General features: G+C 62.5%; 19 protein-coding genes. 14 read left to right on the top strand and 5 right to left on the bottom strand.

All coding sequences use genetic code 11. From position 1 onward, the window contains the following. Nucleotides 1–55 precede the first annotated feature (55 nt). Complete coding sequence (locus RN347_RS06130; RefSeq protein WP_311960551.1) at nt 56–2,161, top strand: methyl-accepting chemotaxis protein; 2,106 nt, start codon at nt 56–58, stop codon at nt 2,159–2,161. Nucleotides 2,162–2,605: 444 nt separating this feature from the next. On the opposite strand, the gene nudE is transcribed toward RN347_RS06130, so the two are convergent. After that, entirely contained in the window at nt 2,606–3,190 is a 585-nt protein-coding gene (gene nudE, locus RN347_RS06135; RefSeq protein WP_263584475.1) for an ADP compounds hydrolase NudE, read from the bottom strand. An 83-nt stretch (nt 3,191–3,273) separates the two neighbouring features. Here nudE and yrfG point away from each other — a divergent pair, with 83 nt between their 5' ends. The 8 genes from yrfG to rsd all read left to right on the top strand — a co-directional run bounded on the left by yrfG (nt 3,274) and on the right by rsd (nt 12,579). Next, nucleotides 3,274–3,951 carry a GMP/IMP nucleotidase gene (yrfG, locus tag RN347_RS06140; RefSeq protein WP_311960552.1) on the top strand — a complete coding sequence of 226 codons (678 nt, stop codon included), beginning with the start codon at nt 3,274–3,276 and terminating at the stop codon, nt 3,949–3,951. Next, entirely contained in the window at nt 3,951–4,340 is a 390-nt protein-coding gene (locus tag RN347_RS06145; protein WP_311960553.1) for a S4 domain-containing protein, read from the top strand. Before yrfG ends, RN347_RS06145 begins: the two co-directional genes overlap by 1 nt. Before the next feature lie 87 nt (nt 4,341–4,427). Continuing rightward, nucleotides 4,428–5,303 (top strand): Hsp33 family molecular chaperone HslO, encoded by an 876-nt coding sequence (gene hslO, locus RN347_RS06150; protein WP_311960554.1) that lies wholly within the window; start codon nt 4,428–4,430, stop codon nt 5,301–5,303. Nucleotides 5,304–5,646: 343 nt separating this feature from the next. Beyond that, nucleotides 5,647–7,203 (top strand): phosphoenolpyruvate carboxykinase, encoded by a 1,557-nt coding sequence (locus RN347_RS06155; RefSeq protein WP_311960555.1) that lies wholly within the window; start codon nt 5,647–5,649, stop codon nt 7,201–7,203. A gap of 168 nt (nt 7,204–7,371) precedes the next feature. Beyond that, complete coding sequence (locus tag RN347_RS06160; RefSeq protein ID WP_311960556.1) at nt 7,372–9,711, top strand: Tex family protein; 2,340 nt, start codon at nt 7,372–7,374, stop codon at nt 9,709–9,711. 124 nt (nt 9,712–9,835) lie between these two features. Further along, the gene (gene gshA / locus RN347_RS06165; protein WP_311960557.1) at nt 9,836–11,476 is read left to right on the top strand and encodes a glutamate--cysteine ligase; all 1,641 of its coding nucleotides are present in this window, start codon (nt 9,836–9,838) and stop codon (nt 11,474–11,476) included. After that, nucleotides 11,473–11,973 carry a disulfide bond formation protein B gene (locus tag RN347_RS06170; RefSeq protein WP_311960558.1) on the top strand — a complete coding sequence of 167 codons (501 nt, stop codon included), beginning with the start codon at nt 11,473–11,475 and terminating at the stop codon, nt 11,971–11,973. Before gshA ends, RN347_RS06170 begins: the two co-directional genes overlap by 4 nt. A 129-nt stretch (nt 11,974–12,102) precedes the next feature. After that, on the top strand, nt 12,103–12,579 hold the full coding sequence (gene rsd, locus RN347_RS06175) for a sigma D regulator (RefSeq protein ID WP_311960559.1): 477 nt from the start codon (nt 12,103–12,105) through the stop codon (nt 12,577–12,579). Between the two features lie 92 nt (nt 12,580–12,671). Here the strand turns inward: rsd and RN347_RS06180 are convergent, their stop codons facing one another. Then, complete coding sequence (locus RN347_RS06180) at nt 12,672–15,752, bottom strand: efflux RND transporter permease subunit (protein WP_311960560.1); 3,081 nt, start codon at nt 15,750–15,752, stop codon at nt 12,672–12,674. Then, the gene (locus RN347_RS06185; RefSeq protein WP_311960561.1) at nt 15,753–16,868 is read right to left on the bottom strand and encodes an efflux RND transporter periplasmic adaptor subunit; all 1,116 of its coding nucleotides are present in this window, start codon (nt 16,866–16,868) and stop codon (nt 15,753–15,755) included. A gap of 201 nt (nt 16,869–17,069) precedes the next feature. Here RN347_RS06185 and RN347_RS06190 point away from each other — a divergent pair, with 201 nt between their 5' ends. Further along, nucleotides 17,070–18,044: a malate dehydrogenase gene (locus tag RN347_RS06190; protein WP_311960562.1), complete on the top strand. Its 975-nt coding sequence runs from the start codon at nt 17,070–17,072 to the stop codon at nt 18,042–18,044. A gap of 426 nt (nt 18,045–18,470) precedes the next feature. On the opposite strand, the gene RN347_RS06195 is transcribed toward RN347_RS06190, so the two are convergent. After that, a complete protein-coding gene (locus tag RN347_RS06195) occupies nt 18,471–19,127 on the bottom strand; it encodes an HAD family hydrolase (RefSeq protein ID WP_311960563.1) in 657 nt (218 codons plus the stop codon). A 200-nt stretch (nt 19,128–19,327) separates the two neighbouring features. Between RN347_RS06195 and RN347_RS06200 the strand changes: the two genes are divergently transcribed. Then, nucleotides 19,328–19,819, top strand: a complete 492-nt coding sequence (locus RN347_RS06200) for an RNA pyrophosphohydrolase (RefSeq protein WP_263584462.1) — start codon at nt 19,328–19,330, stop codon at nt 19,817–19,819. A gap of 100 nt (nt 19,820–19,919) precedes the next feature. Next, nucleotides 19,920–22,181, top strand: coding sequence for a phosphoenolpyruvate--protein phosphotransferase (gene ptsP, locus RN347_RS06205; RefSeq protein WP_311960823.1), 2,262 nt, complete (start codon nt 19,920–19,922; stop codon nt 22,179–22,181). Between the two features lie 8 nt (nt 22,182–22,189). Here the strand turns inward: ptsP and RN347_RS06210 are convergent, their stop codons facing one another. Continuing rightward, nucleotides 22,190–22,960, bottom strand: a complete 771-nt coding sequence (locus RN347_RS06210) for an NRDE family protein (RefSeq protein WP_311960564.1) — start codon at nt 22,958–22,960, stop codon at nt 22,190–22,192. Between the two features lie 214 nt (nt 22,961–23,174). On the opposite strand from RN347_RS06210, the gene RN347_RS06215 reads away from it, so the two are divergent. Beyond that, nucleotides 23,175–23,972, top strand: a complete 798-nt coding sequence (locus RN347_RS06215) for a sulfite exporter TauE/SafE family protein (RefSeq protein WP_311960565.1) — start codon at nt 23,175–23,177, stop codon at nt 23,970–23,972. Between the two features lie 51 nt (nt 23,973–24,023). Beyond that, complete coding sequence (gene lgt, locus RN347_RS06220; protein ID WP_263584459.1) at nt 24,024–24,815, top strand: prolipoprotein diacylglyceryl transferase; 792 nt, start codon at nt 24,024–24,026, stop codon at nt 24,813–24,815. The last annotated feature ends 506 nt before the right edge of the window (nt 24,816–25,321 follow it).

Consider the following 25,321-nt stretch of genomic DNA (forward strand, 5'->3'; position numbering starts at 1 on the left):
AGGATCAGGATAATGCCTCAAACCCAACTTTAATAATTGTTGACGGGAATCCAAGGTGCGAAACAATCAACCTGTGACTCAAAAAGAGTACGTGCTCGGCGACGAGACCGTTTTGATTTCCCGTTCGGATCTGGAGGGAAACGTCACCTACGCCAGTGCCGCGTTCGTCGAGGTCAGCGGCTATTCCCGTGACGAGCTGATGGGCTCGCCCCATAACATGATTCGTCACCCAGACATGCCCGAGGCGGCGTTCAAGGATTTCTGGCACACCATCAAGGCAGGCAACACCTGGCAGGGCCACGTCAAGAACCGGCGCAAGAATGGCGACCACTACTGGGTGAACGCCACGGTCGCCGCGCTTCGCGATGGCGACCGTATCGTTGGCTACACCTCGGTGCGACGCAAGGCGCAGCCTGAGGCCATCGCGCTGGCGGAAAACGTCTATTCGGAGCTTCGCGAAAAGGGCGCCTCGAGACGCTACCGCGTGAGCGGGGGCGCCATACAGCGCAAGGGCGTGATGGGCCTGCTTGGCCGCTTTCAGCTTGGAAGCCTTAGAGCGCGACTGACCGGCATGGTGGTCGTGGCGATGGTGCTGCTGGGGCTTGCCGGGGCGCTTGGTGTATACGGGCTGGTCAACGCCGGCGATCGTTTGGCACGGCTCGACGACGGCGGACTTCAGTCGATCGCTAATCTACAAAGCATCGAGCGGCGGGTGAGTGAAACCGTGCAGCAGGTGGAGCCTGCCGTGCGCAACCCCCGAGGGGCCGACATTGCGGCCATCACGGCGAGCGCCCAGCAGCAGCTGGTTGAAATCGACACCCGGTGGAGCGCGTACCTGGCCGCCGAGGACGCCGCGGACACGGTCATACAAGCCTTCGATGGCACGCTGAGACAGTGGAGCGCCGCGCTGAATCAGACGATGGCAGCACTTGGCGCCGGCAGCAATTTTGCCGCTTTTGAGGCGTTCAACGATACCGCCTTGCCGGCTACCGGCACGCTTCGAGAGCTTTCGGATCAGCTCGTCGAGCAGGAACGTGCCGACGCCCAGGCGCTGGTCCAGGAGGCGCACCGCGACCGTGAGCAGATGCTCGTTGCCCAGCTGGTACTGATCGTCGTGGGGCTTTTGGCCCTGGTGGGGCTCAGCATCGTGATTCTACGCTCGATCTTCAAGGGGCTGGAAGGCGCCCGCCACATGACCTTTCAGGTGGCGGCCGGCAACCTGGCCGCGCGCGCCCAAAAGCAGGGAAGCGACGAGCTTGGCAATCTGCTCTACTCGCTGGATACGATGCGCTTTAGCCTGGCGGCGGTGGTAGGCGAGGTCGAAAGCCGCGTTTCTGTAGTGACGCCGGCGGTCGAGCAGATCGCCGAAGAGAACGACGTGCTTTCCCAACGCACCGGCCAGCAGGCGAGTTCGCTGGCGGAGACTGCCTCCAGCATGGTGCAGATGACGGCGACCGTGGCGCAAAACACCGAAAACGCCCGTCAGGCAAGCGACCTTGCCGAGCAAAACGCCACCAGCACCCGCGACACGCGCAAACAGATGGAGCAGCTCGTCGAGCGCATGCAGCGTATCGCCGACAGCGCCGACAAGATGACCGAAATGATCGGCGTGATCGACGGTATTGCCTTCCAGACCAACATTCTCGCGCTCAACGCCTCCGTCGAGGCGGCGCGCGCCGGCGAGCACGGTCGCGGCTTCGCGGTGGTGGCAAGCGAGGTGCGAAGTCTTGCCGGACGCTCCGCCGACGCCGCCCAGGAGATTCGCCGTATGATCGACAGCGCCACCGAGGAAGTCGACGGCGGGCGCACCGCGGTGCAGCAGGCGGAAAAATCGATCGAAAATGTCATGCGCCAGGTGAGTCAGGTCAGCGAGCTGATGGCGTCCATCACCAGCGCCTCCGATGAGCAGAGTAGTGGGATCAGCCAGATCAACGGCGCGATCGCCGAAATGGACAGCACGACCCAGCAAAACGCCCACAAGGTGCAGATGATCGCCGACTCCGCTGACAACCTCACCGTCGAAGTATTCGAGCTTGCCAACGTGGTCGATGCGTTCCGTTTGAAGGGCGCTCAGGAGGAGAACATCCAGGCCTCGCTCGAGAAACTTGCGCGGGTCAACCAGTCGCTGAAAAGATCGAGCCCCGCGCTTCCCGCTTACTAGACGGGCGTGCCCGGTTTGAGCCGGGCAGTAAGGGTGTGTGTCCGGTTCGAGAGATCGCTAGCTGGCGCTTGCTCCTACCAGGTTTCGTAACCCCGTGCTTTGGGACATTTTGAAGGCTTGCCGTCCCCTGTAGGAGCCCGCTTCAGCGGGCGAATGGCGCCAACAGGCGCCTTGGGTTAGGCAGGAAGCAAGCGCCTGGGTGCCCGATGCGAGAGGTCGCTAGCTGGCGCTTGCTCCTGCCAAGTTCGTAACCCTGTGCTTTGGGACATTTTGAAGGCTTGCCGTCCCGTGTAGGAGCCCGCTTCAGCGGGGGAATGGCGCCAACAGGCGCCTTGGGTAAAGCGGGTGCCTAAGGGCGAATGCTCGGTTCGAGAGAGCGCGAACTGTGGCTGTTCCACCCATACTCATGTTCAAAACCCGCCTGCAAAAATTGTAATGTGGGGTTTAAATCAGTTCCGTGCTGTCAAAGCGCTTTTCGTCACGCAGTTTATCGCGGGCGATGTAGAGCGCGGCGATGGCGCGGGCTTCGTGGAAATCCTCGCGCAGCAAAAGCGCGGGCAGCTCTTCGAGGGCGTGCGTTTCCACAATCAGCGGCTCCGGCTCGTCGCCGGGCAGGCGCTTTTCATACAAGTCGGTGGCCAGCACCACCTGGATACGGTGGCGCATGTAGTTCGGTGCTAAAGAGAGCTCGACCAGCGGCTCCAGCTGGTGTGCCCCGACGCCACACTCTTCCATCAGCTCGCGGTTGGCGGCGGTGAGGATGTCCTCGCCCGGGTCGACCAGCCCCTTGGGCAGCGTCAGCACGTACTCCTCGAAACCGGCGGCGTATTCGCGAATCAGCAGCACGTGATCCGGGTCCGGCATCGCGACGATCATCACGGCAGGGCGGTCGCTGCCGCTCAGGCGCTCGAAGCGGCGCTGTTCACCGTTGGAGAAGCGCAAATCCAGCGCCTCGACGTGAAAGAGCTGGCTTTTTGCGACGCTTTCGCGGCCCAGAATGTGCGGTTTGATGGGATCTTGACGGGACATGAGGCCTCCATGGCTGGACAAAACGCCGTGCGCTACAATAGCACGCTTACCGTTTCGACTCTCTTTTCAACACCGGAGTGGCCATGATTAATTGGCGCGAGATCGACACCGTCCTGCTCGATATGGACGGCACGCTGCTGGACTTGCACTTTGACAGCCACTTCTGGCTCGAGCATCTGCCCAAGCGCTACGGCGAGCTACACAAGCTCGACCAGGCCACTCAAGACACGCTCAAGGCGCGCATCATCGGCGAGCAGGGCACGCTCAACTGGTACAGTCTCGCTTACTGGAGCCAGGAGCTCGATGTCGACGTCGTGGCGCTCAAGCGCGAGATTCAGCATCTGATCGGTTTTCGCAGCGACGCGCTGGATTTTTTGACCTGGCTCAAGAACGCGCACCCCAGGGTGGTGCTGGCTACCAACGCCGACCGGGCCAGTTTAGGTCTGAAACTGCCGCTGACGGGGTTGGAAAAGTACCTCGACGCCATCATCTCATCGGAAGACGTGGGCGCGGCCAAGGAGGAGCAGGCGTTCTGGTTCGCGCTTCAAGAGCGCGAGCCGTTCGACCCGCAGCGGACGCTGTTCATCGACGACAACCCGAGCGTGCTCGAAAGCGCCCGGGAGTTCGGTATCAAGTACCTGATGGGGATCAAACAGCCCGACAGCCAGCGCCCCGAAAAAGCGCTTCAGGAGTTCGTTGCTTTGGACCGATTCGCCCAACTGCTTCCCGATGACTTACCGGCACAGCAAGGAGAGCCTTAATGAGTGATAGCGTTCGCCTGGACAAGTGGCTCTGGGCCGCGCGGTTTTTCAAGACCCGGGCACTGGCTAAAAAAGCCATCGAAGGTGGCAAGGTGCACTACGACGGCGACCGCGTGAAAACCAGCAAGAACGTGGAAGTTGGCGCGCTGATTCGCGTGCCCCAGGGCTGGGACATTTACGAGGTCGAGGTGGTAAAACTCTCGGATCAGCGCCGCGGCGCCCCGGAGGCGCAAACGCTTTACGCCGAAACCGAGCAGAGCCAGGCCAGACGCGCCAAGGAGACCGAAGCGCGCCGCCTCAATAACGAGGTCATGCAGCACCCCCTGAAGCGTCCGGACAAAAAGCAGCGCCGCGAGATCCAGCGTTTTCAGCGTCATCAGGGCGAGTAGCCCCTGGCGGCGCTCGTCCGCCCATCTCACCCATTGACGCTCTACTCTCTTTTTCCACTGTTTTAACCACTCCTTCGATGGCCTTTTATGTCTGATCAGATCCAGCGTTTCATGTTCGACCAAACCAACGTGCGCGGCGAAATCGTGACCCTTGCCGATACCTACCACGAAGTGCTGAGCCGCCACGCCTACCCGGACGCGGTCAACGCGCTGCTCGGCGAGCTTCTGGCCGCCGTGGCGCTATTGACCGATACGGTCAAACTCGACGGTACGCTCAGTATCGAAGTGCGCGGTCAGGGCGATCTGTCGCTTTTGATGGCAGAATCCAACCCCGGCGGCGAGCTGCGCGCCATTGCGCGCTTGAACGAAGAGGGCGCGCTGCCCGATGACTCGGCCGGCTTTCGCGATCTGGTCGGCGAAGGCCAGATCGTCATCACGCTGGACCCGAAAGAGGGCAAGCGTTACCAGGGCATCGTGGCGCTGGAGTTCGACACGCTGGCAAAGTGCCTGGAAGCCTACTTCAGCCAGTCCGAGCAGCTGCCCACGAGGCTGTGGCTCGCCGCCGACGGCGAACGCGCGGGCGGGCTTTTGCTTCAGCGTCTGCCGGACGCTTCGCAGAATCAGGATATCGATGCCTGGGAGCGCAGCGTACATTTGGCCGACACGATCAAGCGAGAAGAGCTTCTAGGGCTCGAGCAGCGCGAGGTGCTCTACCGGCTCTATCACGAAGAGACGGTGCGTGTGTTCGACCCCAAGGCCCTGCGCTTTGGCTGCACCTGCTCGCGTGAGCGCATGAGCCATGCGCTTTACTCCCTGGGCGAGGCGGAGCTCAAGGATATTCTAAAAGAGCAGGGCTCGATCGAGACGCAGTGCCACTTCTGCCACACGAAATATCACTACACTGCGGCAGAAATCGAGGCGTTGATCGACGATCCCGGCAGCTCGGCGCCGGTCATTCACTGATCGTGTAGTCGCCGCGCTTTAAACGCGTTGGCTCGGTTGATCGGCGCCGGCCCAGTCAGCAAGCGGGGTTTGTGACCAGAGGCGAACGTGCGTTTGAAAAGTTACTGCAGTGCAGCACGAAAATGGCCCGGATTGTAGTAGTTTAACTACAAAAAAGGCATGCCAAGCCCCCGTTTGACGGGGGCTTTCTTTTTGCCATAATGCGCCGGTCTTCAGCGCTCGGCCCGCTCGCTGAGCGGCGACGCGACCCCTTTCAGCGCAAGGTCCAGCCCCCGTTGGCTGTGTATCGAGCACTCGCGCCGAGCATTCATATCGAGAATCGGCCCTTGGCCCAGGAACTGACATGACCACGACTCAAGCCGCCCCCCACGCCCACATCAACCTTGGCAGCGCCGAACTGATCGAGCGCGCCGTGGCCCGGGGTGAAGGCCGCCTCTCGGCGGACGGCGCCCTGGTCGTCAACACCGGCGAACGTACCGGACGCTCACCCAAGGACCGCTTCATCGTCGATGAGCCGACCACCCGCGATGACATCGACTGGGGCAGCGTCAACCGTCCCTTCGATGCCGACAAGTTCGACGCGCTCTGGGCGCGGGTGGAAGAGTACCTGGGCGGTGACGAGCACTTCGTCGCCGAGCTTCACGTGGGCAGCGACACCACCCACTATCTGCCGGTACGCATTACCACCGAAACCGCCTGGCAGAACCTGTTTGGCCGCACCATGTTCGTTCGCCCCACCGCCTACAACCCGGCGGGCAAGGAGGCCTGGACGATTCTCAACGCCGCAGGCTTCGAGTGCGACCCGAGCCGCGACGGTACCAACTCCGACGGCACCGTGATCATCAATTTCGCCCAGAAGAAGGTGCTGATCGCCGGCATGCGCTACGCCGGTGAAATGAAAAAGGCGATGTTCTCGGTGCAGAACTTCCTGCTGCCGGCCTCCGACGTGCTGCCGATGCACTGCTCGGCCAACGTGGGCGAGGATGGCGAGACGTGCCTGTTCTTCGGCCTTTCCGGTACCGGCAAGACCACGCTCTCCGCCGACCAGGGCCGCTACCTGATCGGCGACGACGAGCACGCCTGGGGCGACGACATCGTCTTCAACATGGAAGGCGGCTGCTACGCCAAGTGCATCGATCTCTCCGAGAAGAACGAGCCGGTGATCTGGAACGCCATCAAGTTCGGCACCGTGCTCGAAAACGTGGTGCTCGATGACCGCCGCACGCCTGACTATGCCGACGACAGCCTGACCCAGAACTCCCGCGCCGCCTACCCGCTGGAGCACGTCGAGAAGCGCGTGCCGGAGAATCTGGCCGGTGAGCCGAGCGCCATCGTGTTTCTGACTTGCGACATGTCCGGGGTGCTGCCGCCGGTATCAGTCCTCTCCAAGGAAGCCGCGGCGTACCACTTCCTTTCCGGCTACACCGCCAAGGTCGGCTCGACCGAGATGGGGTCTTCTGAGGGCCTGGCCGCGACGTTCTCCACCTGCTTCGGTGCGCCGTTCTTCCCGCGCCCGGCGCGTGAATACGCCGATCTTCTGATCAAGCGCGTCGAGAAGAAGGACGCTCAGGTCTATCTGGTCAACACCGGTTGGACGGGTGGCGCTTACGGTGAAGGCGGCTCGCGCTTCTCGATCCCGACCACCCGCGCGATCATCAGTGCGATTCAGTCCGGCGTGCTGCGCGATATCGAAACCCGCCACATCGACGGCTTGAACCTCGCCGTGCCTACCGCCGTTCCTGGCGTCGACTCGAGCCTTCTGAACCCGCGCGACACCTGGGAAGATCAGAGTGCCTTCGATCGCCACCAGCAGGAACTCGCCACCAAGTTCGTCGAAAACTTCAAGAAGTTCGAAGGCGTGGACGAGGCAATCATCAAGGCCGGCCCGCAGCTGACCTGATCGATGTGAGGTAGCGGTGTTGAGGTAGAAAAGGGGCAGCGCGCAGGCGCTGCCCCTTTTCGTTGGGCGCTTGAGAAGCCTTGCTCAGCGGCGCGACATTTCATGCCAGCGCCATGGCTTTGTGATACCGTGTCGGCATTTAAAAGCCGGCATGAGTTAGTGGCACGTATGGATGTGAATCAACGGATTATTTCGCGCCTGGCCGACGAGCTCGGCGTGAAAACGCAGCAGGTCAGCGCCACGGTGGCGCTGTTGGACGAAGGCGCGACGGTTCCCTTTATCGCCCGCTACCGCAAGGAAGTCACCGGGGCGCTGGACGACAGCCAGCTTCGAAATCTCGACGAGCGGCTTCGCTACCTGCGCGAGCTTGAGGAGCGCCGAGCCGCGGTGATCAGTGCCATCGATGAGCAGGGTAAGCTCGATGGCCCGCTGAAAGCGCGCATCGACGCCGCTGACACCAAGCAGCGCCTGGAAGACTTGTACCTGCCGTTCAAGAAAAAGCGGCGCACCAAGGCGCAGATCGCCCGCGAAGCCGGGCTCGAGCCGCTGGCAAACGCGCTGCTGGCCGACCCGACACTCGACCCCGAGCGAGAGGCGCAGGGCTATCTGCGCGCCGCCGAGGGCGACACGCCGGCCATCGAAGACGCCAAGGCCGCACTCGACGGCGCCAAGCAGATTCTCATGGAGCGCTTCGCCGAGGACCCGGAGCTGATCGGCCGGCTGCGTGAGCGGCTCTGGGACGAGGGCGAGCTGAGCGCGCGGATGTTGGACGGCAAGGCCAACGAAGGTGCCAAGTTCTCGGATTACTTCGAACACGATGAAAAACTGGCAAAAGTGCCTTCACACCGGGCGCTGGCGATGTTTCGCGGGCGCAACGAAGGCGTGCTGAGCCTGGCCATTCGCCTGCCGGGTGAGGAGGAGGCGCCGGTGCACCCGGCCCAGGTCGCCATCGCCAAACAGGTCGGCGTTCGTGACGAAGGGCGCGCGGCGGACAAGTGGCTGATGGAAGTAGTCCGCTGGACTTGGCGGGTGAAGCTCTACACGGCGCTGGAGACCGAGCTTCTGGGCCGGCTTCGCGAGCAGGCCGAGCAGACCGCCATCGACGTGTTCGCCGCCAACCTCAAGGACTTGCTGTTGGCCGCCCCGGCGGGCCAGAAGGTCACGCTGGCGCTGGACCCGGGCCTGCGCACCGGCTGCAAGGTCGCGGTGGTGGACGCCACGGGCCAGTTCGTCGACCAGGCCACCGTCTATCCTCATGCGCCGCAAAACCGCTGGGATGAGTCACTTTCCGAACTCACTAAACTGATCAAGCGCCATAACGTCGAGCTGATCGCCGTGGGTAACGGCACCGCCAGCCGCGAAACCGATAAGCTCGCCGGCGAGTTGGTGAAAGCCCTGGCCCCGGAGCAGCGCCTGAGCAAGGTGATGGTGTCCGAGGCGGGCGCTTCGGTCTATTCGGCCTCCGAGTACGCCTCCCGCGAGCTTCCGGATCTCGACGTCACCGTGCGCGGCGCGGTCTCCATCGCCCGGCGCCTGCAGGACCCGCTCGCGGAGCTGGTGAAGATCGAGCCGAAGTCGATCGGCGTGGGCCAGTACCAGCACGACGTGTCTCAGGTTCAGCTTTCCAGAAGCCTGGAGGCCGTGATCGAGGACTGCGTGAACGCGGTCGGGGTGGATCTCAATACCGCCTCCAGCGCGCTTTTATCGCGCGTGGCGGGGCTCTCGGCGGTGATCGCAGAGAACATCGTCGCCCAGCGTAACCAGCACGGGGCGTTCAAGAGCCGCAAGGCGCTTCTGGACGTCAGCCGGCTGGGGCCGAAAACCTTCGAGCAGTGCGCCGGCTTTCTGCGTATTCACGACGCCGAGAACCCGCTGGATGCAAGCGGCGTTCACCCGGAAGCCTACCCGGTGGTCGGGCGCATCGCGCGCGAAAGCGGGCGAGAGGTGAAGGGCCTGATCGGCGATAGCCAGACGCTCAAGGGGCTGAACCCGGCGACGTTCGCCGACGAGCGCTTCGGTGTGCCGACGATCAGCGACATCTTCAAGGAGCTGGACAAGCCCGGCCGCGACCCGCGCCCGGAGTTCAAGGCCGCGGAGTTCCGTGAAGGCGTCGAGAAACTCAGCGACCTGCGCCTTGCCATGGTGCTCGAAGGCACGGTCACCAACGTCACCCACTTCGGCGCGTTCGTGGATATCGGCGTGCACCAGGATGGGCTGGTGCATATCTCGGCGCTGTCGGATAAATACGTCGAAGACCCCAGAACCGTCGTGAAGGCCGGCGATATCGTCACGGTGAAAGTGATGAGCGTGGATATACCGCGCAAGCGCGTTGGGCTCTCCATGCGGCTAAGCGATGAAATCGAAAGTGAGGGTAGCGCGAGCGAGCTGCGCGATAAAAAAGCCTCGAGGGCGCCAAAAGGCGGGCGCAATCAACGCGATAAGCCTGACGCCGGGAATTCGATGGGGGCGCTCGGGGCGGCGCTCTTGAAAGCGAAGCAGGGCAAATAGTCGCGCGCCTTGAATAATTCGCGCATCGCGCCATATTCTTGGTGCTATTGAGGGCTAGCCTGATGGCAATACCCGTAGACTTTACTAGGGCCCGACTAGGGCCTTTTGACAAGGAGTGTTCGTTTTGGCTGAGCCACTCACTGTGCCTACCTCGCTGACCGCCCAGATCGAGCGCCTGCTGCCAAGCGCACGTTTGGGCCGGTTGGGGCGGCTGCGGCGTGGACTGGAAAAAGAAGGGCTGCGGGTCGACAAAGCGGGTCATATCGCCCAGACGCCGCACCCGGCCGGGCTTGGCTCGAAGCTGACCCACCCGCACATCACCACCGACTACTCCGAATCGCTTCTGGAGTACATCACGCCGGTCTATACCGAGCCGCGTGAGGCGCTGGCGTTCTTATCCGATCTGCATACCTTTACCTACCAGCATCTGGACGACGAATGGATCTGGCCGGGCAGCATGCCGTCCAGGCTCTCGGGTAACGACAGCGTCCCCATTGCCGATTACGGCACCTCGAACGTCGGCACGATGAAGCATGTCTATCGCAAGGGCCTCGATGTGCGCTACGGGCGTATCATGCAGGCTATTGCCGGCGTGCACTACAACGTGTCGCTGCCCGAGGACATGTGGCACGCGCTGCGCGAGCTCGAGAAAGCGACGAACATTCCGTTCAACGACTACCGCTCGACGCGCTACTTCGGCATGATCCGCCACTTCCGCCGCCACAGCTGGCTGCTCTTGTACCTGTTCGGCGCATCGCCGGCGGTCGACAAGAGCTTTCTGCCGGAGGGCAAGGTACCGGAGAAGCTGGCTCCGCTCGGCGACGATACCTATTTCGCCGAGTACGCCACGACGCTTCGAATGTCGGACCTGGGCTACCAGAACAAGGTGCAGGAGCAGCTCAAGATCTGCTTCAACTCGCTGTCGAACTACGTCAATACGCTGCGCCACGCGATCTCCTCGCCCTGGCCGGACTACGAAAAGCTTGGCGTGAACGTCGACGGCGACTGGCGCCAGCTCAATGCCAATATCCTGCAGATCGAGAACGAGTACTACAGCGATATACGCCCCAAGCGGGTGGCCAAACACAACGAAACGCCGAGCCAGGCGCTCGAAGCGCGCGGTGTCGAGTACATCGAGGTGCGCTGTCTGGATTTGAACCCCTTCGATGCCCTCGGCGTGACCGAAGACCAGATGCGCTTCGTCGACGTGTTCCTGCTGTGGTGTTTGCTCAGCGACAGCCCTTGGATTTCCGACGAAGAGTGCGACCGCCTTGACGATAACCGCCGGCTGGTGGTCGAGCGCGGCCGCGACCCGGCGCTAACGCTGACGCGCGATGGGGAAGCGATTTCTTTACCCGCCTGGGGCGAGCAGATTTTCGCCGAGATGGGCGAGGTAGCCCGCCTGCTCGACGCGGTGGAGGAAAACGCCCCGCATCAGGCCGCGCTGGATGCGCTGGCACCCCGGCTGCAAAACCCCGAGCTCACGCCGTCAGGCCAGCTTTTAGCGCGCTTGAAAGAGGGTAGCGGCTCTCTCAGCGATACGCTGCTGGCACTCGCAAAAGAGCAGAAACAGGCGCTGGATTCGAGCCGCATGCTGCGCTCGCGCGAAGCGCTGCTGGATCAGTTGATCGAGACCTCGCACCAGCAGCAGCGCGATATCGAAGCCGCTGACACCGAACCCTTTAGCGACTTCATCGATCACTACTTCACCAAAGCCCGTGAAATGCGAAGCTTTTCGTCCATCACCTCCGAGGAACTGGAATGACCCCCACCTTCATTCGGCCCACTGCCTGGGCCGGTGTGGCTTTTTGCGTACTCATGATGACCGTGGCGCTGATGCTGGAGCACGTGGCGGGGCTCGAGCCCTGCCCACTGTGCATTTTTCAGCGGGTGGCGGTGATCGCCGCGGGGCTAGTGCTGCTGCTGGCGGCGCTACACAACCCGAAAGGCGCGGTAGGCAAAAGCGTGTACGGCGTGCTGGGGCTTGCCGCCGTGGGTACCGGGACGTTCATCGCCGGGCGCCACGTTTGGCTTCAAACGCTTCCGCCCAGTGAAGTGCCCTCCTGCGGGCCGGGGCTCGACTACATGATGGACATTCTGCCAATGCGGGAGGTCGTCTCTATGGTGCTCACCGGCTCCGGCGAGTGTGCCAATATCGACTTCACCTTTTTGGGGCTATCGCTACCTGCCTGGACGCTCATCGGCTTTCTGATCCTCGCCATCGCGCCGCTGCGCATGCTGTGGCTGGCCTATAAGCGTTAAAATGGCTTTTGAGCACCATTTTATTGATGGGTGCTGGGGGATGAAATTACTACGCAGCGTGATTGACTTGCCTTGTAGGAAAGGTGAGTCTCTAGATCTGACTCAATGGCTACGGGCAAGGAGAACGCCATGCTGGAGAATTGCAAGAATGCCCAGGAGCGATGGGGCGGAGTGCACAGCCTGATCGATCGTTGGCTGGAGCAGCGCAGAACCTTTTTGATCAGTTTCATCGAGCTAAAGGAAGCGTGCGACTCGGAACTCGAGGCGGTCAGCAAGCCGCGCATCGACACGTTCAGCGAGCTATTGATGGATTACATCAGTGCCGGTCATTTTGAGATTTACCCGGAGCTTGCCCGCGAAGCCAAGGCTTTCGAGGACGATAGCGCCCTGGAAATCGCCAGCAAGCTGCTGGAGCGTCTGGAAATGTCGACTGCCATGGTGCTGGAATTCGATGAAGACTTCACCACCGTCGAGCACTGCCAGACGAATCTCAACCGGTTACCCGCCTGGCTCGACCGCCTGGCCAAGGGGCTTACAGAGCGTTTTGCGCTGGAAGATCAGCTCATTGCGCGCATGCACGCCGCCCACAGCCCGCAAAATGCCTGAGGGCCGTTAACGGCCCGACCCTTCTGTTTACAGGCGCTGCCCCGTAGTGCCTGCTCTCTCTAGTCTTTGTCCAAGCGCATCACACTGACCGCTTACGCCCTTTGATCCCGCTTGCGCAGCCGGCCGCCGATGACCAGCATGCAGGGGGTCAAGAACAGGGTGAGCAGGGTGGCGAAGGTGAGCCCGCCGGCGATCGCGCTCGACATCTGCGTCCACCACTGAGCCGAGGGCGCGTTGAACCCAAGCGCCGGGGCGAAAAGGTTGACGTTGATGCCCAGCACCATCGGTAAAAGCCCGAGTACCGTGGTGATCGCCGTGAGCAGTACCGGGCGCAGACGCAAGCAGCCCGCCTCCAGCGCCGCCTCACCGGGGGCCATGCCCTGGCCGCGCAGCTCATTGTAGGTATCGATCAACACGATATTGTTGTTCACCACGATGCCGGCGAGGGCGATCACGCCCATGCCGACCATGACGATGCCGAAGGCCTGGCCGGTGATCAGAAGCCCCATCAGTACGCCCGCGGTGGAGAAGACGATCGCGGAGAGCACCAGCGCGGCCTGGTAGTAGCTGTTGAACTGGGTCACCATGATCAGCGCCATCAGGCCGATGGCCACGAGAAACGCGCTCACGAGAAACTGCATCGACTCCTGCTGGTCTTCCTGCTCCCCGGCCACATTGACCATCAAGCCCTCCGGCAGCTCATTCTGGGCCTCGTTCATCAGCGCGCCCAGGCGCTCGTCGGCGAGGTAGCCCGGCGCCAGATCCGCCTCCAGCGTGATGGCGCGGCGGCCGTCGATCCGGTTGAGCGTGCCTACCTTCGGCGCCGGAGAAATCGTCACGAAATTCGAGATGGGCACCTGACCGCGCTGGGTGTTGATACTCAGGCGACCGAGCTGGTCCAGCGTGCGGTAGCGCTCCGGCATGCGCAGGCGAATGTCCACCTCGTCGCTGACCGTCGGTGGGCGGTAGCTTGCGACCTGAAGGCCGGTCGTCAGCAGCTGTACGGCGCTGCCGATGGTGGTGATGTCGGTGCCCATACGCGCGGCGGCTTCGCGGTCCACGTCGATCTGCCACTCCACGCCTGGCAGGCTGCGGTTATCCTGAATATCGGTGAAGCCGCCCAGGCGCTGCATCAGCTCACGTAGCTGGTCCACCCCCGCATCGGCGATATCCGGGTCGGCGGCGCTGATCTCGAGCACGATAGGCTTGCCGCCGCCGGGGCCCTGTTCCTGCTCCTGGAACTCCAGCGTAATGCCGGGGAGGTCGCGGGTGCGCTCGGCCATTTCGTTCAAAATGGTGCGCGCCGGGCGGCGCGCGTACCAGTCGATGAACTGGAACTGCAGCACGCCGACCACGTCGTCGCCCATCTGATCATCGGCCACGAACGAGCGCGCGTAGAGCGCTTCGACTTCGCTCATGGTGCCAAGGCGCGCTTCCACGCGCTGAAGAATCGCATCCGCTTCATGCACTGAGAAGTCGCCCCGCGCGTGCACCAGTACCTGAGCGCTGTCCGGCTCGACGTTGGGGAAGAAGTCGACGCCATGATTGAAGCGAGCATAGCCGGTGTATAAAAGCGCGATGACGAGTAGCGCCAGCGCCAGCACCCAGCCCGGGCGCGCGAGAAGCCTCGACAGCACGCGCCGGTAGCCGCGGCCAAGCGCGGTCGTTTGCCCAAGCGCGGCGGTTTGGCTGGCCGGGTCGCTCACCTGCCGGGTAAAAAGGCGGCCAAGCGTGGGGAGAAAGATGAGCGCCATGGCAAGCGATGCCAGCAGGCAAAGGATCACCGTGGCGGGCAAGTATTTCATGAACTGGCCCACTACGCCTGGCCAGAACAGCAGCGGCAGAAAGACCGCAAGCGTGGTGGCCGTCGAGGCGATGACCGGCCAGCTCATTCTGGAGGCGGCATCGAGCCAGGCATCGAACGGCGCCTTGCCCTCGCGCAGGTAACGATCCGCCAACTCGCTGACCACGATGGCACCATCCACCAGCATGCCCGCCACCAGAATCAGCGCAAACAGCACCACGATGTTGAGCGTGAACCCGAACGCCCACACCAGCATGATGCCGGTCAAAAACGCCCCGGGAATGGTTAGCCCCACCAGCAGCGCCATGCGCAGCCCCATGACGGCGACCACCACGATCAACACCAGCACCACGGCGGTCAGGACGTTGTTCAAAAGCTCCGAGAGCATGTCGGCGACGGTGGCCGACTCGTCCAGAATGGTGGTCACGTGGAGCTGCTCGGGTAAGAACTCACTCGCCTGGTCGAAGCGCTCGCGCACCGCATCGATGGTTTCGATGATGTTGGCGCCGGCGCGCTTGGAAACTTCCAGCACCACCGCGGGCTCGCCGTCGATGCGTGCAAAGCCCGTCGGGTCCTTGAACGTGGGGTGAATCCAGGAGACGTCGCCAAAGGTCACGACCCGGTCGCCGTCGATCTTGACCGGCATGTTCATGACGTCTTCGAGCGAGGTGATCACGCCGGGCACCTTGAGCGCCAGCCGTCCGGCGCCGGTATCGAGGCTGCCCGCCGCCACCAGCCGGTTATTGCGCGAGACCTGGTTGAACAGCGCGTCGAAATCGATGCCGTAGCTCTCCAGCACCAGCGGGTCGACCACGATCTCCAGTAGATCCTCCTGCTCGCCGGCGATCTCGACTTCGAGCACGTTGGCCACACCTTCGATCTCTTCCTTGAGCCGCCTTGCAATGGCAATACGCTCACGGGTGTCGAGCTGACCGGAAAGCCCGATGCTGAGCACCGGAAACTCGGAAACGTTGACCTCCATGACGCGCGGCTCGTCAGCTTCCTCCGGTATTTCCGCCCGGGCGATATCGACCCGCTCGCGCACGTCCGAAAGCGCCGTATTCGGGTCGAAGCCCGGGTCGAACTCCAGCGTCACCGAGGCGTGGCCTTCGCTGGACTGCGCGGTGAACTTGCGCAGCCCTTCGATGCCGCGAAGCTCCTGCTCCATGGGGCGTACCAGCAGCCGCTCGCCGTCCTCGGGGCTGACGCCCTCAAGCGTCAGCGAGACGTAGATCAGCGGAATGGTAACGTCCGGGTTCGCTTCCTTGGGAATCACCTGCCAGGCCGTGACGCCCGCAAGGAGCAGCCCCATCAGCAGTAGCAGCGTGGTGCGGGTATGGGTGAGCGCGGCATGAATCAGCGTGCGCATTCAGGAACCCGCCGCGATGGTGCCGGTGGCCGGCGTGCGTTGGTCGGTATCCTCCACGCGCACTGGCGTGACCGTTTCGCCCGGCTCGACCAGCCCGGCGCCCAGCGTGATCAGCTCCAGCGTCTCGGGTAGCCCCGCCACAAAAGCGCTTTGTAGCGTGGCACTGAGCAGCGTCACCGGCGTCTGTACGACGGTGTCGTTTTCCCCCAGATGCTTGACCGAGAGTTCGCCGTTGTCGTCCAGGCTCAAAAGCGCCGGCGACAGTGCGTGGGCCTGGCGCGGCGGCAGGGTCAGGGTGAACTCGGCGCTGCTGCCGGCCAGCCGCTTGCGCTCGGGGTTGTCCAGCGTCACTTCCATGTAGAACGAACGGGTCTGCTCTTCGGCGCGGCTGCTGATAAAGGCCACCTCGCCCTCGAGCGACTCACCGCTCAATAGCCGCGCAGTGACCGGCAGTCCCACGCTTAGCCGATTGATCTGCTGCTGGGAGACCCAGGCCGTTCCGGTCAGCGTGCGGTCGTCGATCAGCCGGCCCCACTCTTCGCCCGGCTGGAGCAAATCGCCTAGTTCGACCTGTACGCGATCGAGTACGCCTGCAAAAGGTGCGGTGGGGCGGGTGTCGGCCAGTTCACGTTCGAGCTGGGCCACCTGCGCGGTACTGGCGCTGACCCCGCTTTGCAGGCGCAGAAGGTCCGGCTGGGAGATGAAATTGCGCTGGCGCAGATCCTGGGCGCCGGCGTACTCGGCTTCGGCCACGGCGAGCTCGGCGCGGGCTTGGCGCAAGCGCTCCGGCAGGGCCTGGTTGTCCAACACTAAAAGCGTCTCACCCGATCTGACCGCGTCGCCCTGAGCGACGGGTTTCTCCACCACGTAGCCCGCGACGTTGGCGCGCAAAAGCGCCTCCTGGCGCGCTTCGAGCTGGCCCTGGAAGACTTCCTGCGGCACGTAAGGCGTGCTTTGCTGGCGGGTGACTTCCACCCGCGGCGCCTGTACGTCTTGCTCGGCGGCGGCGTCCGGCGGGGCACTTTGAAAGCGCTGAAAATCGCCAAACGCCAACCAAACGGTCAGCGCCAGCACGAATAAAAGCGCCAGCGCGTAGGAGAAGGGAATTCGTCGCATGGGTAGGGTCGGTCTCGATATCAAACAGGCGTTGGAATTGGCTCTTACCATAGCGTACTCGCGGCGCGGCAGCGAGTGCTGGCAGGCGGAGAGGCGGGCGAGCGGCGCATGTCTAATTGAGTTTTTGTCTCGCTGGGCATACCATCTTGGCGTCTTGAGTTCTGTCGACCCACCCCAAGGCGAATCAACCAAGGAGCAGTGATGAAAGATCCCGTACGTATTGCGATTACCGGCGGTGCCGGCCAGATCAGCTACTCACTCATTTTCCGTATCGCCGCCGGCGACATGCTGGGACCGGATCAACCCGTCATTCTCCAGCTACTGGAAATTCCCCAGGCCATGGACGCGCTCAACGGCGTGGTGATGGAAGTCAACGACTGCGCTTTTCCGCTGGTGCAGGACATCGTCGCCTCTGACGATCCGAACGTGGCGTTCAAGGACGCGGACTTCGCCCTACTCGTCGGCGCCCGCCCGCGCGGCCCGGGCATGGAGCGTAAGGACCTGCTCGAAGCCAACGCCGCGATCTTCTCGGTTCAGGGCAAGGCGCTGAATGACCACGCCAGCCGTAACGTGAAAGTGCTGGTCGTCGGCAACCCGGCCAACACCAACGCGCTGATCGCCTCCTGCAACGCGCCGGATCTCGATAAAGGTCAGTTCACTGCCATGACCCGTTTGGATCACAACCGCGCGCTGACGCAGCTGGCCCAGAAAACCGGTAAACACGTGACCGATATCGAAAACATGGTCATCTGGGGCAACCACAGCGCGACCCAGTACCCGGATATCGCCCAGTGCACCGTCGACGGCAAGGCCGCCAGTGATCTGGTCGAGCGCGACTGGTACGAAAACGACTTCATCCCGACCGTTCAACAGCGCGGCGCGGCGATCATCAAGGCGCGTGGTGCCTCTTCTGCAGCGTCTGCGGCGTCTTCCGCCATCGACCACATGCGCGACTGGGCGCTGGGTACTGACGGCATCGTCAGCATGGCGATCCCGTCTGACGGCAGCTACGGCATCGACGAAGGCATCATCTTCTCCTACCCGGTTCGCTGCAAGGGTGGCAACTACGAAATCGTCCAGGGCTTTGAACTCGACGAGTTCAGCAAGGAGAAAATCCAGGCGACCGAAAAAGAGCTGCGCGAAGAGCGCGCCGCCGTCGAGCACCTGCTCGGCTAATCGGACCGCCCGGCTTTAAGCAAAACCCCGCACATGGTTGCGGGGTTTTTTTTAGATTTCTCCGTAGGAGCTCACTCCAGTAGCGTTCTGATATTTCATTGAAGAGAGCTATGAGCCTTTCCGAGAGTGTGGTGCCAACGTTAAGAGATCGCTGGCTAGCGCCTGCTCCTACGGGATTGGTGGATACGTTTTGTAGGAGCCCAATTCATTGGGCGAAGAAAGGCGCCAGTCGTCTCGAGTGTGTGGTGCCACCGTTGAGAGATCGCTGGCTAGCGCCTGCTCCTACGGGATTGGTGGATACGTTTCGTAGGAGCCCAATTCATTGGGCGAAAGGAGGGCGTCAGCCCTCCCAAATTTGAGCAATACATTAAAAGTTACTAGCTGAAGCCTGCTTTTGCGGTGAGTGCCCTGCATTTGCTGCCGGCGTTAGTCTCGCAGGCTCATGATGCGCCACTGGCGCTCTCTAGCGACTCGGCGAAGCGTATCGTCCGGGTCGACGGCGACCGGGTTGTCGACGCGTTCGAGCAGCGGCAGGTCGTTGTGGGAGTCGCTGTAGAACCAGCTGCCTTCCATGGTGTGATCCTGCGTCTCTAACCACTCTTCCAGGCGGGTGATCTTGCCTTCGCGGTAGCTTGGGGTGCCGGTCACCTTGCCGGTGTAGCGCCCGTCGATCTTCTCGGGCTCGACGGCGATCAGCGCATCCACGCCCAAACGCTCGGCGATTGGGCCGGTGATGAAGCGGTTGGTGGCGGTGATGATCAACAGCGTATCGCCCTGGGTGCGGTGGCGGGCAAGCAGCTCCTCGCCCTTGGCCAGAATGTGTGGTTCGATCTTGCTGGCCATGAACTGCTGGTGCCAGGTCGCTAGCTGCTCCGGGGAGTGTTCGGCTAAGGGCTTGAGCGCCACTTCCAGAAATGCCGCCATATCGAGTGTGCCCGCTTCGTAGTCGGCCATGAAGCGGTCGTTGGCCTCGCGGTACGCGACCGGGTCCACGGCGCCCTGTTCCAGCAGGAACTCGCCCCAGGCATGATCGCTGTCAATCGACAGTAATGTGTTGTCCAAATCGAAAATGGCCAAGCTCACCGCGTTCCCCTTGTGATTTATGTGGTGCTAATAGTGTTGGCTGGGTAAAGCGCGGCGAATTATGTCAGAGACCCTCTCCCTTGCCCACCGTCCCGGGCGGGATTGCAGGCGTTATTGGCAGCGAGCGTTATATTGTATTGATACGCTTGTCTGCCTTGTGGAAAAATGGGGACAACTGAAAATTCAAGAAGGTGAAGTCCGTGATCGACGCTGACGGCTTTCGCCCCAACGTTGGCATCATCATTGTCAACGGCCAGGGGCAGCTGCTTTGGGCGCGTCGGGTAGGACAAAATGCGTGGCAGTTCCCTCAGGGAGGCATTAAAGCAAGCGAAACTCCACAACAAGCGCTCTATCGTGAACTGTTTGAGGAGATCGGCCTGACCGCCGACGATGTTGACATTGTCGCCTGCACCCGGGGGTGGCTGCGCTACCGCCTGCCACGACGCATGATTCGTACCCACTCGCGACCGGTCTGTATCGGTCAAAAGCAGAAGTGGTTTTTGCTCAGGATTCGGTGTCAGGAGAACCGGATCTGTATGACGGCAACGCCAAAACCCGAATTCGACGGCTGGCGCTGGGTCAGCTACTGGTACCCCTTGGGGCAGGTAGTGCCGTTCAAGCGCGAAGTCTACCGGCGAGCGCTGCGCGAGCTTTCCCCACGCGTTCAGCGCCTGGCCCTGGGCGACGATTAGCGAGAGGTGGGGCGCCATTGATCGCGCCCCGCTTTAAAATCTGAGCCGCCGTGTTGCCCACTTCTCAGCGAGGATAACAACAGTGAACTCTAAAGCATCCATGCTGGAGGTATTGAGGCGCGTCATTCAGGAGGTAAATGGCGCGCGAACGCTGGATGCGGCCCTGTCTACCATGGTGCGCCGTATTCGCAAGGCGATGCAGACCGATGTCTGCTCGTTCTATCTTTTCGATCGTGATCTTGAGTCTCTTGTGTTGATGGAAACCATCGGCCTGCGCACCCAGGCAGTGGGGCGGGTCGTGCTGCCGCTGGGCGAGGGGCTGGTGGGGCTGGTGGCTAAACGCAGTGAGCCGCTGAACCTGGAAGACGCCCGCGCCCACGCCCAGTTTCGCTATTTCGAGGCCACCGGCGAGGAGCGTTACTCGAGCTTTTTGGGGGTGCCCATCATCCATCAGCGCTTGATGCTGGGCGTGCTGGTGGTGCAGCAGGCGGAAAAGCGCCGTTACGACGACGAAGACGAAGCCTTTTTGGTCACCATGGCCGCGCAGTTGGCGGGGGTGCTGGCGCACGCGTTGGCCACCGGCAACCTGACGCGCCCGGCGCTGCCCGGCGGGCAGGCGATGTTCAAGGGCGTGGCGGCATCGCCCGGCATTTCCATGGGCGAGGCGGTGGTCATTAGTCCCCCGGCGGACTTGAACAGCGTGCCGGATCTGATCCCCAGCGACCAGGATTTCGAGGTGGCCCGGTTAAAGGAGGCGATCGCCCAAACCCGCCGTGAGATTCGCGCCGCCGCCGAGCGTTTGGCGAGCCGCATTTCCGCCCAGGAGCTGGCGCTCTTTGACGTTTATCAGCAAATGCTGGGCGAAACGGCACTTTCCGAAGAGGTCGAGAAGCGCATACGCGAAGGCCAGTGGGCCCCCGGGGCTCTGGCGGACGTGGTGCGCCGCCACGTGCAGTATCTCGAGCGCGTCGACGATGATTACCTGCGCGAGCGGGCCGCTGACATTCGCGATTTGGGGCGCCGGGTGCTTTCTCACCTGCAGCAGGATACGCCCTCGACCCCGGAAACCTACCCGGACAACGCCATTCTGGTCGGTGACGAAATCAGCGTGGCGATGCTCGGCGAGGTGCCCCGGGGCAAGCTCAAGGGACTGGTATCGGTGCGCGGTTCGAGCACGTCGCACGTGGCGATCGTGGCCCGTGCCATGGGAATTCCCACGGTGCTGGGCATGGTCGATTTACCGCTGCCACGGCTCAACGGCGCGCCGGTGGTGCTGGACGGTCATCGTGGGCGGATGTTCGTGCGTCCATCTGCGGAGCTCAAGACGCGCTACGCGAATTTGATCGCCGAAGAGCAAGCGCTAAGTGAGCTGCTCGAGCACGAGCAGGATTTGCCCAGCGAAACACCGGACGGCCATCACGTGCCGCTGATGGTTAATACGGGGCTGGCGGTGGACGCAAGCGGGCTGCTCAAAAGCCGGATCGGCGGGGTCGGGCTTTACCGCACCGAGGTGCCGTTCATGATCGCCGAGCGCTTTCCCGGCGAGAAAGAGCAGATGCGCATGTACCGCGAGCAGCTCGAAGGCTTCGCGCCGCTGCCGGTGGTCATGCGTACCCTCGATATCGGCGGCGACAAGGATCTTCCCTATTTCCCTATCGACGAAGCCAACCCATTTCTGGGCTGGCGCGGCATGCGGGTGACGCTGGACCACCCGGAAGTGCTGATGGTGCAGCTTCGCGCCATGCTCAAGGCTTCACAGGGCATCGATAACCTGTACGTGCTGTTCCCGATGATCACTAATGTCGACGAAGTCGATGAGGCGCTGAAGATTCTTGACCGCGCCATCCTCGAGCTCGGTGAAGAGGATATCGCGGTGACCCGGCCCAAGGTGGGCGTAATGATCGAAGTACCCGCGACCATCTATCAGATGGATGCGCTGGCCAAGCGGGTTGATTTCTTTTCGGTAGGCAGCAATGACCTGACCCAGTACCTGTTGGCGGTGGATCGCAACAATCCGCGGGTATCGAGCCTTTACGATGCGCTGCACCCGGCGCTATTGGGGGCGCTTCAGGAGATCTCCCATGACGCGAAGCGCTTGAACAAGCCGATTTCGCTGTGTGGAGAGCTTGCAGGCGACCCGGCCGGCGCGCTTTTGCTCATGGCCATGGGGTTTTCGAGTCTATCTATGAACGCCCCGAGCCTGCCGAAAGTGCGCGCGGCGATCCGCCGGGTGCCGTTTAGCGATGCGCAAACGCTGCTCGGCGAAATCATGGCGCTGGATACGCCCTCTCAGGTGCATCAGCACCTGAACCTGCGTATGGACGAGTGGCAGTTGAGTCATCTGCTGCCGCCCCGGGATTGAGCGAAACGTCAGGCTAGCGCGCGAGGCTGAGCGAGCGTGGTTTCGCCTTCAAAGCGACCCATCGGGCCAAAGCGCTGCTCGGTGATCTGAACGCGCCCGGAAGCCTCCAGGCTTAGCCAGCTCGTGGCGCGCGTGCCGTACTCTTGGCCAACGATGAACGCCGCCGAAAGCCGGCGCTCGAGTTCAAGCGCAATGCCGGTATCCGGCAGGGCGCTGTCCGGGGCAAGCGTTGGGTCGTGCAGCGCCCGTTTCGTGGCGCTCTGCCAATCGTCATTTGCCTCTTTTAGCGCCTTGCGCGCCGCACAAAGCTTGGGCCAGGGGGTATCGAGGCTTGCGTTGGAGAGACCGTGTACGCCCGGGGCCACGCGCTCGAGGTAAACCCTTGCGGCGCTCCGGTGAAGATGCCAAAGCGAGCGACCCTGGGCGACCAGCAGGTTGAAGCCGGCAAAGCGGGTGGCCTCTTTCTTGACCAGGCGTTCGAGCCAGGCCTCGATATCATCTTCACGTAACGCGCGCGCGATAAGCTCGCCGCGGCTGGGGGCTGGTGGAGGCAGGGGTGCTCCGGGTTCGCGCACGTTGGTCAGGGCGGCCACCACGCCCCGATCATTGGCCGCAAGCCAGGTGCCGCCGGCTTTCAGGTCGCGCCCGCCCAGAAGGCCGGGCGCCTCTTCCCAGTAGTGAAGCGGTGCCGTAGGGCGGGCGTGAAACTCGTCGCGGTTGCCGGCCAGTTTCAGCGGCGTAGCGCTGCCCGGAAACCAGGCGAAGGTGAGTAGGCACATGGGGTCGATACCTTGTGTGAATCAGAAACGACGCGTTCGTCAACCGGCCCATCGCCTGACCGCGCCCGCGCAAAACGATCCTTGATGTTACCATTAGGCGGGCATGGGCGACGCGCTGTGATACCTCAATGAGGCCGCGCTCCAGGGCGTTTCCGGAGCCTCGTCTTTCGCTCATGCACGTTTGCACGTTTAACCATCGCTGAGAACGCTTCATATGACTATCGCGATCACGCTACTGGGGTATCTCTCTCTTGGCGCCGCCGCCGGAACGATGGCCGGGCTTTTCGGTGTGGGCGGAGGCATCATCATCGTTCCCGTGCTGGTGTTTGCGTTCAACCTGCAGGGCGTCTCGCAGGAGATCGCCATGCACCTGGCCGTGGGGACATCGCTTGCCACGATCGTCGTGACCGGCGCTTCCTCGGCGCTGGGCCACTACCGCAAGGGCAGCATTCATCGGCCCTGGTTCATGACGCTACTGCCGGGATTGATGCTCGGTGCTATCGGTGGCGTGTTCATTGCCGGCAATCTTTCCGGCACCGTGTTGGGCACGCTGTTCGGGATGTTCGTGCTGATGCTGGCCGCCAAAATGACGCTTGGGCTTAAGCCCAAACCCGGATCGGTGGCGCCCGGTAAAGGCGCCATGGCCGTTGCGGGCGTCGTGGTTGGTGGAATATCGGCGCTGTTCGGGATCGGTGGTGGGGCGATGACCGTGCCCTGGCTTTCGCGCTGCGGCGCGACCATGACCCAGGCCGTGGGCACCTCGGCGGCCTGCGGGCTGCCGATTGCGCTGGTGGGAGCGCTCACGTTCATCGTGGTGGGGTGGGGCAACCCGCTGCTGCCGGCCTGGTCCACCGGCTTTGTGCTGTGGCCGGCCTTTTTCGGCATCATCGTGGCCAGCGTTCCTTTTGCCCGCGTAGGCGTTAAGCTGGCGCACGTCTTGTCAGCGCGCGTATTACGGTTATCCTTTGCGCTGCTGTTGGCCGTGGTGGGGCTTCGTTTCGTGTTGACGTAACGAGCCAGGCGAGGCCTCGGTGATTCCGGTTTGCTTACTTAGAGACGTTTGATGATCAACTATCCCACGATTGACCCGGTAGCGATTTCACTTGGGCCCTTGCAGGTTCACTGGTACGGCTTGATGTACGTGGTGGGCTTCGTCGCAGCCTGGTGGCTGGGCTGCAAGCGCGCCGCGCGTATCGGCCTGACCAACGATGACATCAGCGATCTGCTGTTTTACTGCGCCGTGGGTGTGGTGGCCGGCGGGCGCTTGGGTTATGCGCTTTTCTACGGCCTCGATCAGTGGCTCGCCGATCCGCTCTGGGTGTTTCGCGTCTGGGATGGCGGGATGAGTTTCCACGGTGGGCTGATCGGCGTACTGCTGGCGGCGTGGCTGTTCGCCCGTCGCAAGCAGTTGGCTTTTTTCACCCTGACCGATTTTATCGCCCCCCTCGTGCCGATCGGGCTGGGTGCCGGGCGCATCGGTAACTTCATCAACCACGAGCTGCCCGGTCGGCTGACCTCGCTGCCCTGGGGCATGCCGTTTCCCGGCATGGGGCCCGAGCCACGCCACCCGTCGGCGCTTTACGAGGCGTTGCTGGAAGGGTTGGTGCTGTTCGTGATTCTCTGGTGGGTGTCGGCTAAGCCGCGCGCTCGCGGGTTCGTGTCGGGGCTTTTTCTGCTGGGCTACGGGGTGTTCCGCTTTCTGGTCGAGTTCGTGCGCATGCCGGACGCCCACATCGGCTTCATTGCCTTTGGCTGGGTGACCATGGGCATGCTCTTGACGCTACCGATGATTGCGCTGGGCCTGGCGTTCATGGCGTGGTCGCGTACCCAGCCGGTAGATACCAAAGCAGCGTGACTTTTGCACCGCGTAAAGCCGAGAGCGGCACCTTCCCCCTGGTAGGAGCCCATTTCAGTGGGCGATGAACCAAACTCGGCGACGCTGACTACGTGCTTCTATCGATAGGTCGCTAGCTAACGCTTGCTCCTACAATTTGCATTCTGAACTCCATGCAGTATTAGGGCAGCATATTACCCCTCGTAGGAGCCCACTTCAGTGGGCGAAGGCGCCTGGCAAGGCGCCCGGATAGAGCCACCTCAGGCAAGCTCGGCAACGCTGACTACGTGCCTCTATCGTCAGATCGCCAGCTAACGCTTGCTCCTACGGTTTTGAATACCGAATGCCGTGCATAACGAGGGCAGTGTGTCGCCCCCGTAGGAGCCCACTTCAGTGGGCGATGGCGCCTGACAAGGCGCCCGGCTTAAGCCACCACAAGCGAGTTTGAATCAAAACCGGCCGGCCCCTCTTTGGCCAGTAGCGGGTTAAAACGTGTTGCAAAAGTAACGGCGTTGCCAGGTGCACGC

This window comes from Halomonas sp. PAMB 3264, from assembly GCF_031954245.1.
Lineage (GTDB): Bacteria > Pseudomonadota > Gammaproteobacteria > Pseudomonadales > Halomonadaceae > Vreelandella.